A 13,854-nucleotide genomic window follows, 5' to 3' on the forward strand; every position below is an offset into this window, starting at 1 on the left:
CTAGCACACCCATTCAAGAAAAAACAACAAGGCAATGTCCCCTCCCTAATGGACTACACCTCCGATGAGAATTTACTCTTTGCTGATTGGAAGCAAATCAACGACCCTGCGTTTAAAATAGGTATTTTCCAAGGGCAAAGCGAGGGTGAACTGAAGGGAGGCGTAGTAATAATTGCAGGAAGTACAGATGGTAGCTCTATTAAATTTGATATAACAAAAAGTTGTAAAAGTTTTTTTGTAGCTAATAAAATAGTTAGTTTTAATGATAATGAGACTGAAAAAATAAAAGAATTATCAATATCAAAAAGTGGTGTTCTACAATATGTTACTGATGAAAAAGACAATAAATATTACCCCACTCAATATGTTGAAACAAAAAATAACGAAATAAAAGCAAGAGGAGGAATTGCGTTTTTACTATGTACAGATTGCATAGATGGTGTAACAACCGTTAATCGTTCAAAAGTATATTCAAATATTGATCGAAAATACATCATTGCTGATTTCACAAATAGAGGAAAAGACTGTCTTGAAGGTGAAGAAATATTAGTGAGAGAAGGCGATACATATATCTGTAAAACACTTTCTAAAAGAGATTGTTCCTTAAACAAGGGGCTTAATATAGGAAATGGCAACGGAAATGGCGGAACTATTTATAGCTTAATAGCAGATGAAAAACTTAGCAAAAACCTAGCCGAAAAGCTATATTCTATTGTCGCTAGAAACACTACAAACACTATTACAGGTGAAAACCACCACCTAAATACAAGAATTTTGCTTTCCCACAAGAATATTTTAGAAAATACCGCTAAAATTTCTGTACATAACGAAAATGGAAAAGATCAACTATATGTAGGTAACGAAAAAGTAGCTATAAATCCTGATGAAATTGTTTTTTGGATAGAATACGATGGTTCTAATGATAAAATAAGTGTAAAAGAAGTTGTTGTAGGCGATAATTTCGATCAAGACTTGCGAAAAACGCTCAAACAATGGGATGAAAAATTCCAATATGAACAAGCTTCATTCTTTGGAAAACTATTCTATATAGGGAAAGACATAACAGACTTTCATTTTACAGTGTTTTACGATCTATTTGATATGTTGGGGTCAGGTATAGGAAAATTAAAAATACCTGAATCTGTATGGGACTGTAAAGCAAGTAATTATAATCCTATTTACGCTGAAGTCTTTAGTTATCTGAATCTTTCAGGCTATGTCAATCTCATTACCGAACAAATCGCAGGTGAAGAATCTAATTTATCCAAAGCACAAAAAGAAGCAAGTCAAGCAAATTTTGCCCTTTTCTGTGGAATGTACAACGGCTTGATAGATGTCGTAAAAACAGTACCCGATTTAGGCAAACTATTGTACTCTTTCGGTTCTTCAAAAGGACGTGCGAACAATAGCAAATTTGTTCAACAACTTGAAAATATAGAAGTTACCGACGATAATGGAAATGTAATATATGGCAAAGGTTTAGGATTTGGCAAATTGTGGTTCTTGTTTAAAGAAGGTATTAGCGACCAATTTAGCAAAGACAATCCTTGCAAAAAAAATGAGTTTATAGGTTCAATAGCAGGTCCTATTATAGTATTGTGTTTTGGCGATGTCGCTGCAAGTGAAAGTGTTTTAGCCAAAATAGGAAGTACCTCCCTAAAAGCCCTACAATTCTGCGACCGCATAGCCGACCCCTTCCGTTATATGGGCATAAGCATTCGTTATATAAAGAATGCTTCAGGCAAACTACTGATAGTCTTTAGAAATGCAACAGGCAAAGTAGCCGAACGATTAGAAAGCGGCTTGTACAGAGTACGTGTATTAGTAAACAATACCGAAAGACTTGAGGACGTATCTGAAGATGTAGCCGAAGAACTATTCAATGGTAGAACAGCGCCTATAGGTGGCGATACAAATGCAAGATTAGCGCACACCGCTGAAGATACCGCTGAAAAAGTCACTAAAGAGCTTTTAGAAAAAGCAGAAAGTCTAGTTAAAAAAGCTCGTAGTGAAGCTTCTAAATTTGCTAATGACTCAAAAGTTATAAACAAAGTAGCTGAATTTTTAAGTAATAAAAAAGCATTAGAGGCTATTGGTGGCGAAGAAGGATTGGAAGCTATTATAAGAGCTAATGTACGAGCTGGTTGTTCTACTTGTGGGAAAGCAACTACTTCATTTTTAAAGAATATGGACGAGTATTTAGATGATGTGTTAGATTTTGTATCAAAGTACAAAGAAGTAGATGGTTTTGATGATGTGATAAGAGAACTCAAAAAGCTCAACAAAGACAACAGTCCTAACTACGCCGTTGAAGGAGCTGCCTTTATGCTAGGTAAAATGCGTAAAACCTCTGAAATAACTCCACAAAGTGTTAAAAGGTTTGACGCACGTTTTGAATCAAAAGAAATTGATTGTTCTAATTGTCGTTTTGATATAGAACTCTTTCAAAAAAACGTAGGAGATTTAAAATATTTGGAATACAAGAGTTATATAGATGCATCCAAAATATCTCTTAACCAATTTCAATCTTACCTACAATCTGTAAACACTTTAGGTGAGCTAAGATATGTTTTTGATATTTCAAAAATATCAGCAAGTAAAATAAAAGGAGGGATTAAAAAATTCTTTACTAATAATGAAGATGAAATTTTCAAAACTATTTGGAAAAACAAAAACTTGAGAGATAATTTGTTCAATACATCTAACTATCCAAAAAATATTTCTCAAAATAAACTAAAAGAGCTTATGAAAGAAGATTTTCATCAATTAATATCTAAACAGGAAAGTCAATTGTATAAAATTATAAAAGTAGAATAGTATGAACCTTATAAATACTCAATCATTTAGCAATATAAGTAATTTTCAAGTCTTAGACAATCACATTGCTTTCAATGATGAAAATAATCACTTGTATATCAATGGTTATCTTTTAGATGAAGATAATGAAAGTTACTTCTTTTACGATACATATCTATGCTATCATACAAAAGAAGGAGGTACAGTATTTTTCAATTACATCAATAACACCTCTTTTGAGATAGATGTGTTTTTTCATAAAGATACTTTATTCAATAATAACTTTCTAACTTCTAAGAATTTCTTTAAAAATGAAGAAGGTAAATGGTTAAGTGATTTGTATCTTTATCAGTTAATTCCTTTTAAGGAGATTAAAAAATATGATTATTTTATAGAGGGTAATTTCTTTAGGGAAAAGGATTTTATACTGCAAATATTCTTAAAAAGAAATGTTATTTTAAAGAATATGGAAAATGATATCCTTTGGCAGTATTCTTTAGATAAAAAAGGCTCTATGAGTGTAGGACTTGAAATAATTAAATTTTTAGGGATATATAAAAACAATATCTGCTTTGTTCTCAATAATGGGTTGTTAGTTTTAGATATTTATTCAGGAGAAGAAGCTCATTTTATATCAAATGGAAAAATTTTAAAAGGTAATGCTTTCCAAGAGGATTTTAAAGGTTTTTTCGGATATGATACTGTTTTGGATATTTCCAAAGGTATTATTTTTAACTTAAATTTATATTTCTATTTGGAATATGATTTAAATTCTAATAAAAACTATTTTAATAGCTATAGGTTTAAAAATGAGAAAAATGATAGTGTTTTGTGTTTGAATAATGTGGGAGGGTACGATGATAAATACATTTATGCCTTTGAAGGAAGAGATAGCAATCGTTTTGCAGTTCTTGACAGAGAGAAAAAGGAAGTGATATGGTCATCAGAATTGCTTCAGAAAGGAAATGAAATTTCTTACATCATAGATATGCAAATCTCTGGGAATAATATCTATATTTTAGATAGTAATGATACTTTACGTATTTTTGAGAGAAGAGTTTAATTTATAGGTTTATTTTATATTTTTAACACCATGAAAATAACAGATGTTGGAAGTTTTTATATTACTCAAAAAGATTTTTTTTACACCAAGAATGGTACGTTGTTTAGCATTCAAGATAAAAAAGAGAAAATAATTGCACATTTAGTAAATTCTTGTTGGGGAAGCAAATATGAAGAAAATAGTATTGTTGTTTTTGGTGATTTTGGTAGTAAGGTTTATAACTACAAAGGAGAATTAGAATACGATACAAACTTATATGTAGAGTATTATGAAAACCAAAATAATTATATCATTTATGATGAGAATAGTAACCAAACAAAGATAAATAATGAAATTCTATTTTGTGAGGGTAGTCTGTTGGACTTAATGAAATATGATGATTACTTTTTTTATATGGATAGCTCATCTCCTGATATGATTAAGATGACATTAGACAATTGTCTATCTTGGCAATTCCCTTTACATTCAATTCCTAATAATCCTCATAACGACAATTACAACAAAGAGGCAGATTGGGAAGTGAAAAAGTTGATAGGCGTGTTAGAAGGAAAACTTTGGATAGCTCTCAATCATCATACTATCATAGCGTTAGATATTGAAACAGGGGCTTTAGTACATCAAATACATACAATAGCTAATTTCCATTGTAGTTGGTTACCCTCGGCTATTCCTCTACCCGAAGCAACTCAAATAGATGAAACGACTCATAAACTTATCGGTTTTATGTGGGAATTCTATTGGGAAATAAATCCTACTAATGGAGCGATTCAACTCTATGATTTAACCAATGAGCTTTCAGTCAAAAAGATACGTAGTGATATAGCTAATTTTGTGCTAACAGATAGCAAAATCTATTTTGCAAGTCATTTTGATAGTAAAATAGGAGCGTTGGATAGAGTTACCAAAAAACTCACTTGGGAGTATGACTTTCAAAAAGAAGAAGATGCAGAACCGAGAATTATGGAGCTTCGAGGTAATGAAAACCTATTAGGAGCCTTAAGCTCTCGAGGAACTCTATATATTTTTGAAAACTAATGGGTCTAATAGTATATATTTAGATTTTAACTAATTAAAAATCAATAATAACGATGAGTTTATATCGATATTTTATCATTTGCTTAATAGCTTTTGCAGTAGTTTCTTGTTATCAAGAGACAGAAATTCCAGTGAAAGCTTCTTTTCAAATGAGTTTTAAAAATGGTGATGAATCAGTACCCGTTTATGTAAAGATGAACAACACCTCTTCAGGGGGAGAACATTACTTGTGGGAGTTCGAAAGTGGTACTCCTAATACCTCTACTGAAAAATCTCCTGAAGTGCTCTATACACAACACGGCTCATACAAAGTAAAGCTAACAGTTACTAACGAGTATAAAGAATCAGATACTCAAGAGCAAACTATCACAATAAAAGATGCTATCAAAAAAGCAAGCTTTACAAAAGAGATTGTAATGAATAGCTACCCTCCTGTAACGGTAAAGTTTACTAATACTACTCAGGGAGAGAACCTCACTTATAAATGGCTTTTTAAAGGAGGTACTCCTGAAACCTTTGAAGGTAAAACACCTCCTACAGTGGTCTTTTCTACAGAAGGCAAACACGAAATAACTTTAGAAGTTTCTAATGGGTATGATCGTCAAACCTTTTCAGATTTTGTAGAGGTAAAACCTGGTATTAAACCTGCTTTTTCTTGGCAGACACCTATTGAGGATGAGGATTTACAAGTGCCTGTAAATATCACCTTGCAAAATAAAACTGAAAATGCTATTTCATATCAATGGACGTTCCAAGGGGGTGTTCCTAACACTTCTACTGAAGCGAATCCTAAAGTCACCTATACTGCTGCTGGCACATATACTATAATACTTGTAGCCTCTAATGGTAAAACAACTCAAACTTTACAGAAACAAATTACAGTATATCCTGATACTGGTATTTATGTATTAGAAAATGTAAAATTAGGAATTAATTATGCTCATAACAGCGAAAAAGTAGCAGCTTTCTATTCCACAAAACTGAAGAAATCTTTTTTCTCTAAAGATATTACCGCTGAAAATGCCCCTTTGATAGATATAGTTTTTCAAGGAGGTAGTCCTACTTTTGCAAGCAATAAATTTGTATCTCCAACTGAGGCACAAAAATATGCTTTCTTTCCTATTACAGGAGCTAAAGCAACAGTTTTTGTAAACTCACAAGAAATATGCAATTGCGGGATCAATTTCACTGAAGAAGAATTCAATGCAATGACAAATGATAGCCCTTTACGTGCACTTTCTATTACACATTCGGCAGCAGGAGCACAAGCATTTACAAATACATTACCTCGAATAGTGTTATTTCAAACCCACGATGGTAGAAAGGGAGCTATCAAAATAAAACAATTTGTAAGTAAGGGTGCAGAAAATTCCTATATTTTGTGTGATATAAAAGTTCAAAAATAAATAGATAATGAAACTATTATTAAAGTATATGCTTTTGGGAGGACTTTTGTGTATATCTTTTGGTACCAATGCTCAAGATTTAGACATAGAAGCAATGACTAAAGATACAAAGTTTAGAGTAAGTGGAGGCGTCAATGCTGATGCTATGTTTTTTAATTCTTCTGCTGAAAAAAGTACCTTTACTTATATGCTTACAGGAAGTTTGAATTTTAGCTTTCTTACATTTTCAATGCCTGTGAGCTACTCTATTACCAATCAAGGAAATGCTCTGAACTATAAAGTCCCTTTTGACTTTAATAGATTTAGTATTGCTCCTAAGTACAAATGGATAAAATTGTACTTAGGCGACCATACGCTCTCTTACTCTCCTTATACGCTCAACGGACACCCTTTTCGTGGGGTAGGGCTAGAATTAACACCTAAAGGAGCATTGAAATTTAGCACAATGGGAGGGCGCTTGCTCAAAGCAGTAGAAGAAGATAAAAATATAGGTCAAGCAGCTGTTTTTGAGAGATATGGTTCAGCTATGAAGCTTAATTTTGACAAAGAAAAATATAAGATAGAATTTAGTAGCTTATACGCTTGGGACGTTAAAAATTCATTGGAACGTCCTACTGATATTTCTCCCAAGTCTAATTATGCTAATGCATTAAAATTTGCCACAACTTTTGTGAAAAACTTGAGCTTAGAAGTACAATATGCGCTTTCTATCATTCAGGAAAAGACCCCTCATAAAACTGAGGATAATTCATTAGACTATTTGCTTTCCACCTCCAAAAGTAGGGCTTTTGATGCTCGTTTAAACTATCTGATAGGAAAAGCAAATGTAGGAATTGTATACGAAAATATCGATCCTACTTATCGTACTTTTGGAGCTATGTATTTCAATAATGATTTAGAGAATATTTCTCTTACATTTGCCCGTCCGTTTTTTAAAGATCGTATAAGTATAGCTACTCAATTGGGATACCAACGCGACAATTTAAAAGAACAGAAAAATCAAACCTCTGTGAGACTGGTAGGAAGTGCAAATCTGAATGCAAAGATTTCAGAAAAACTAAATGTATCAGGTTCATACTCTAATTTTACATCCACTACTAACCGCCGTTTAAACGAGTTCGACTATATCAACACCCCCAATATGAATCCTGCTGATACACTTACTTATCGCCAGCTTTCTCAAAACGGAAATGTGAATATGAATTATGTTTTTGGAAAAGATAAAAGTCAGAATGTAAATTTCAACTATTCTATTGCAGGACAAGCCAATGAACAAGGAGGTATTATAGGTAGAGGGCAAGCTAGCTTAGTGCAGAATTACAATGCTGCTCATACCATTAGCTTTTCATCTCTGCAAATGAATGTAAATACTTCTGCCAACTACACTCAAAACAAAGTAGGGAGAGAGATAACCGATTTTTACGGTGGGAGTGTTACAATCGCCAAAAAATTCTTTGAAAATAAGCTCAATACAAGTTTAGGAACGCTTTATAATCGAACAAATGACACTTTTGGAAATAGTGTTTTAGGTATCAAGTGCAATGTGTCGTATGTACTACTTGAAAAACACAATTTTTCATTCTATGGAATGCAGATGTTTAGGCACTCACAGCAAAAATCTGCTGAGGATATAACGCTTAATATAAATTATAGCTATAGCTTTTAAAATAGTTTCACCTTAAAAAATAACATACAATGCGAAATATATTTTTATCCATACCTTTTGTTTTTTTTAGCCTCTGGAGTTCTTCTCTCTTAGGGCAAAATACTGATAACAATGAACTTACTCCTGAATATGCTGCACAACAAATGCAGAAAATAGAAAGGAAGGAATTGTGGGTAGATAATTTGTCTTTACAGAATATTACCTCTTTGCCCATCGGTATAAAAACGCGTAAGAGAGGTGAGAATGCTGCGGATAACGCTACTTATTCAATAGGTATTATAAAGGCTACACTGCACTCTGATTATACCGAGTTACAAGTGTTTGCCAAAGTAGATATTCCTCAAAAAGGGGATGATGGTCGCCCTATTTCTTTATTTTTTGGAGCAAACAACATCAAACTCTCTCATAGTGGGGGTATCATAGGAGATGCCAAATTGGCTTTGCTGGGAGATATAGCCATTCCTATCCATAAAGATGCTTGGCAACTTACCCTCTATGGCGGGTTTAACAAACAAACAGGTCAAACTGAAGATTTGACTTATGCAGTAATTGATTGTGATGGTTTTAAAGAATTTCGCCTCTCAGGAGCTGTTGAGTTCTCAAGAGAACTTATTCTTCCTATAGAAAATGGAATGGTGAATGAAGCCAAACAAACCGTAGCAGTAACTTTGTCTAATGGACGTGTTGTTGAAGCTCCCAACAGAGTAAGAGGTGATTTTAGCATCACAGCTTCCGCTTGGAATGATTTGATAATGAATGTATCTCTTTCGCCTTTTGTATTAGCTAAAAAACAAAATGGAAGAGACTACGATGGCAATTTTCAGTTTTTAGTCTCAAAAGCTATACTCGATGTAAGTGATATAAAGAATGACCCTTCTGTTGTTTTCCCAAATATGTACAATACCAAAGGGCTACTCTTTCCTGCGCAAGAGAGTTGGAAAGGAGTGTATGTCGAGAACTTTTCAATAGGTCTCCCCTCTGAGTTTAAAACAAAATCAACCGCTGAAAATGGTAAACGTATAGAGTTTTCTGCCAAAGGACTTCTTATAGATAAGTTTGGCGTTTCGGGGGTCTTTTCTGCAGAAAATATATTTCCTTTGAAAGAAGGAATTACTGATAAGAACAATGCTTGGGCATACTCATTAGAGCATATTGAAGTACAAATAGAAACAGGCGAATTTGTAAAAGCAAATTTTAATGGAAAAATACTACTTCCTATTACCAATGCCTCCAAGAACAAAAATATAGAACAGTTGGGCTTGCAATACGACGGACTGATTTCAGAAGAAAGATACAGCTTGAATGTAACGACCACTGATGAAATACAATTTGACCTTTGGCAAGCAAAAGCCTCTCTTTATAAAAATAGTTCCATAGAACTAAAAGTAGAGAACAATCGTTTTCTTCCTAAAGCTGTTTTACACGGTAATATAAACTTTGCCGCCAACAAAACTGCAGAAAAAGAAACACAGGAAAATCAGGAGGAAAGCAAAACCGTAGATTTTAAAGGAATTACTTTTGAAAATTTGAAATTACAAACAGTTTCTCCTATGATTTCTGTGGGAAATATGAGATATAAAAATGAGGTTTCTTTTAGCAACTTTCCTGTAAGTATTAAAAGCGTAGAAGTGAGAACTTTAGATAACAGAGCAGATGTGTATTTTGATGTAGCACTGAACCTAATGGATAAAAGTGAACTTTCTGCACGAGCTAATATTGGTATTTTAGGTGAGCTAACTTCAGAAAATCACACTTACAACTATAAATTCAAAGGCTTAGACCTTTCTGCTATAGCTATAAAAGGTTCTTTCTGTGGATTTTCTATGGATGGTCGACTTGATTTACTCGAAAATCACCCTATATATGGCAACGGATTTAATGCCGATTTAAAAGTAGAAATCAAAGGGGCTTGCAAGGTAAAAGCTAAAGCTATTTTTGGAAAAAAAGAATTTAGATATTGGTATTTTGATGCCAGTGCCAAGATATCAACGGGTTATTTCATTAATGGTTTTGGTGGAGGGGCTTATTATAATATGAAACGAAATGCACTCGTTGACCCTGCTGAATTTTCTCCTTCAGGACTTACTTATAAACCTTACCGTGAAGGAGGGTTGGGACTAAAAGCATTAGTGAGTTTTGCTATAGGTTCAGACAAGGCTTTCAATGGAGAAGCTGCTTTTGAAATGTTATTCAACAAAAATGGAGGATTAGATTTTGCAGCCATCTATGGAAAAGGAAATGTCTTAGCTGATATACCTGGAATAGAAAATATACAGAATTTAGTTTCAAAAGTATCAGGAAGTTTAGAAAATAAAGCCTCTTTCTTAGGTTTAGAAAGTAATAACGATAAACGTACAGGTTTTGAAAAACGTTTCTTACCTCTTGCTGAAAAAGCAATACCTACTACTCCTGATAATAAGGCTACTATCCAATTCAAGACAGCTATTCAGTTTGATATAGTCAATCAAACTACACACGGTACTCTTGATGTCTATATCAATGCAGGGTTCATCTCAGGGGTAGGTGAAGGAGGTAGAGCAGGTTGGGCTGTTTTTCATAAAGACCCTAACGATTGGTATCTACACATTGGTACACCTGATGACAGAGTTGGTATAAAAATGGGAGTAGCAGGTGTTTCTCTTAAAACAACTTCTTATCTTATGGCTGGTACAAAATTACCTGCTTCTCCACCGCCTCCTCCCAATGTAGCGAGCTTTTTAGGAGTACAAGCTCAGGAACTCAATTATATGCGTGATGAAAATGCTTTAGCCAATGCAGGAGGTTTTGCCTTTGGCTCTGATTTAAGTATAGATACTGGTGATTTATCATTCCTAATTTTCTATGCTAATTTCAAAGCAGGTGTTGGATTTGATATAATGCTTAAGAATTACGGAGAAGCATCGTGTAGAAATACAGGCAAACAAGTAGGTATAGACGGTTGGTATGCTAACGGACAATCTTATGCTTTCTTACAAGGTGAATTAGGAGTACGTGTAAAGTTGCTTTTTATAAATATGAGAATTCCTATTATATCATCAAGAGTAGCTGTATTAATGCAAGCTAAATTACCTAATCCTGTATGGTTACGAGGTTATGTAAGAGGTGAAATGAATGTCTTAGGCGGACTTATCAAAGGAAAGTTCAATTTCAAAGTTACTATTGGTGAACAATGTGACTTTGGAGCAGCAGGAGGTGCTTTTGAAGGAATGAAACTCATTGCTGATGTATCTCCTAAAAACAATAGCAATGATGTAGATGTATTTGCTGTACCTCAAGCCACTTTCTCAATGAAAGTAAACGAACCTTTTGAAATTCCTGAAGATAATGGAAAAAGTACTTATAGAGTAGTTCTTGAAAAATTTAATGTCCTTGATGATAAAAATCAACAAGTTAAAGGTAGATTAGAATGGTCTCAGTTGAAAGATAGAGCTAACTTCATCCCTGAAGATATTTTAGCTCCTCAAAAGAAATTTAAAGTACAAGTAGAGGTTAGTTTCCAAAAGCAGGAGGGAGGTATATTTAGACCTATTACCCAAAACGGACAAGTAGCTAAAGAGTTTGAAGAACGTACATTTACAACAGGCACAGCTCCTAATTATATCCCATTACAAAATATAGAATACGCTTATCCCGTAGTATCACAAAAATTTTTCTTAAAAGACGAGTTTGAACAAGGGTATGTAAAACTCATACAAGGACAAGACTATCTATTTGAAGGTAATCAATGGGAGAATGGAGTAAAAATTATAGATAATCAAACCCATAAAGTACAAGAGGTAGCATTTATCTATAACAAAGATGCTAATGAGATTACTTTTGCTATGCCTAAATTACAGACAAAGTCAGTTTATAAAGTTAGCTTTTTCAGTAAGCCTGTAAAAACTAATACAAAAAATGAAAAGAGAAAAGTTACTGAAAATGTAAAGAGAACTCAAGAAGAGGGTAATGATTATGAGGTCTTGCAAAAACAAGCACAATCATTAAGTAAAGAAGGTGAGATAGAACGATTAACGTATGATTTTAGTACCAGTAAGTATAAAACATTTAATGAGAAAATAAAAGCTATCAAAGTTTCTCATTACAATTTTGTAATACGTCACTCTAATGCAATTTCTCTTGCTAATACTCTTCAAAAATCAGAACCTTTTGAAGTAGTAGACCTTGTAGGTAATGAGTATTCTAAGAAAAAACCTCTAATTGCAGTAGAAGCTACTTTGCAGGATGCTTATTTTAAACAATACATAAATCCTACTTTCTATAGCCAATTGCCAATTGCTGGAAAATATCAGTTAAGAAGAGATACAAAAGAGTGGGGACAAATACCCTCAAAAGCAATTTCTATTGATAATAAGTATTTAACTAATGTACAAAACGAAATTTTCTCACAAGAAGTAGAAAATTATTTTCCTTATCAATATGATTTAGCATTAGCTTATAAGATGGATTTTGTAGATGTCTTTAGGCAGATTACCAATGATTTAAGTAAAGGCATAATATCTTTCTCAAGTCCAGCACATCAATTTCTAAAAAATACTTCTTTTATACCTATGAGAAAAGGCGATTATTACATCAAACTCATATATACTTTACCAGGGGATAAAAAATCATCAGAAGCATTACAGATGTTTAAAAATCCTATTGATGATTAGTATTACTCCTTTATTTTTACAAAAACTCCTGTTACTTACAGGAGTTTTCGTTATATTATCAAAAGAGAATGTGGTTAAAAAGTGTATTGTAATGAAATTCTAAGAGAATTACTTAAAGGATTAACCGTTTGAGCAGTAGAAAAAAGGTAAGAAAAATCAAGTTGCCAATGTTGTATATTAAATCCTGTGCCTATAGTAAGATATTTTTTATCCCCTTTGTTTTTATGCTGGTAGAAATAGCCTGTACGCAAACACCAATGTTGTAAATAGGTATATTCAAACCCCAAACCCCAAGAAATTTCTCGCATCTCTTCTGAAAAACCATTGGGAGCATCTGTAAACGAAGTAAAAATGCCTTCTAAAAAATCAGTCTTTTTATGTTTCTGTGTATCAGAAGGGACTAATAATTTGTTGAGCTCTACAAGTAGAGAAATATCATTTTCGCTATCTACTGATAGGGTGTAACTCCCACTGAGTTTAAGATTAGTGGGCAGGAAAAACGATTGACCTAAGTCCTCGTATTTGATTTTGCTTCCTATATTGGAAATTTGGAAACCTAATGAATAGCTTCCAAAATGATTACCTACAAGATGTTTTTCAGAAGTATAGTAACCTGAAATATCAAATGCTATCCCTTGGGCAGTAGCTTTTTCTTCTGCGGGTGATCGTAAATTGGAATGCAGATAACGAGCCGTAATTCCCATTGAATAATATTCACTTAATTTCAGATTATATGAAAGATCTAATAGCCACTCAGATGGTAAAAAGTTTCCTAATCTATATATATCACTTCCAAAAAGTTGAGTTTGTTGGACTTCTCCTATACTAAAATAACGAAGACTACCTCCCCAAGCACTTCTACTTCCCTTTCTATAATAACTCAAATTAGCTAGAAAAATATCACGAGATAACTTATTTAAGTAAGGTGTATAACTTATTCCTATCCCTGATTTTTGCAGAGAGAAAACATACTTTGATGAATTCCAATATTGCGAAAAAACATCAGGAGAGGAAGCGCCCCCTATATCTCCTCTGCCTGAGGCTATAGCATCAGGACTTATAAGTAAAAAAGGAAATGCCGTAGTAATGGGCTGTTCTTTCTCTTGTGAGAAAACATAAGAACAACTTAATAGTATAATTAGGAGATAAAATTTCATAGTGAATATTCAAAATATTTTTCAAAGATACAATATTATTTTAAATACCTCCACTCTTTGTGATTTTTTTTACTAAACCGCC

Annotated in this window: 6 protein-coding genes and 1 pseudogene; 6 read left to right on the top strand and 1 reads right to left on the bottom strand. The window is 33.2% G+C overall.

What is annotated here, in order from left to right; genetic code table 11:
* The 6 genes and pseudogenes from HMPREF9073_RS16075 to HMPREF9073_RS13380 form a co-directional block, all read left to right on the top strand.
* Nucleotides 1–2,817 (top strand): annotated as a pseudogene (locus HMPREF9073_RS16075) (hypothetical protein); the annotation flags it as partial.
* A gap of 1 nt (nt 2,818) precedes the next feature.
* On the top strand, nt 2,819–3,859 hold the full coding sequence (locus HMPREF9073_RS13360) for a hypothetical protein (protein WP_009414321.1): 1,041 nt from the start codon (nt 2,819–2,821) through the stop codon (nt 3,857–3,859).
* 30 nt (nt 3,860–3,889) lie between these two features.
* On the top strand, nt 3,890–4,894 hold the full coding sequence (locus tag HMPREF9073_RS13365) for a hypothetical protein (RefSeq protein ID WP_009414322.1): 1,005 nt from the start codon (nt 3,890–3,892) through the stop codon (nt 4,892–4,894).
* A gap of 53 nt (nt 4,895–4,947) precedes the next feature.
* Nucleotides 4,948–6,300 carry a PKD domain-containing protein gene (locus HMPREF9073_RS13370; protein ID WP_009414323.1) on the top strand — a complete coding sequence of 451 codons (1,353 nt, stop codon included), beginning with the start codon at nt 4,948–4,950 and terminating at the stop codon, nt 6,298–6,300.
* Between the two features lie 7 nt (nt 6,301–6,307).
* Nucleotides 6,308–7,966, top strand: a complete 1,659-nt coding sequence (locus HMPREF9073_RS13375) for a hypothetical protein (protein ID WP_009751014.1) — start codon at nt 6,308–6,310, stop codon at nt 7,964–7,966.
* Nucleotides 7,967–7,995: 29 nt separating this feature from the next.
* Entirely contained in the window at nt 7,996–12,615 is a 4,620-nt protein-coding gene (locus tag HMPREF9073_RS13380) for a hypothetical protein (RefSeq protein WP_009751015.1), read from the top strand.
* Nucleotides 12,616–12,689: 74 nt separating this feature from the next.
* On the opposite strand, the gene porV is transcribed toward HMPREF9073_RS13380, so the two are convergent.
* Nucleotides 12,690–13,772 (bottom strand): type IX secretion system outer membrane channel protein PorV, encoded by a 1,083-nt coding sequence (gene porV, locus HMPREF9073_RS13385; RefSeq protein ID WP_009751016.1) that lies wholly within the window; start codon nt 13,770–13,772, stop codon nt 12,690–12,692.
* Between the last annotated feature and the right edge of the window lie 82 nt (nt 13,773–13,854).

Origin of the sequence: Capnocytophaga sp. oral taxon 326 str. F0382 (assembly GCF_000318295.1) — a bacterium.
GTDB classification, from domain to species: Bacteria; Bacteroidota; Bacteroidia; order Flavobacteriales; family Flavobacteriaceae; genus Capnocytophaga; species Capnocytophaga periodontitidis.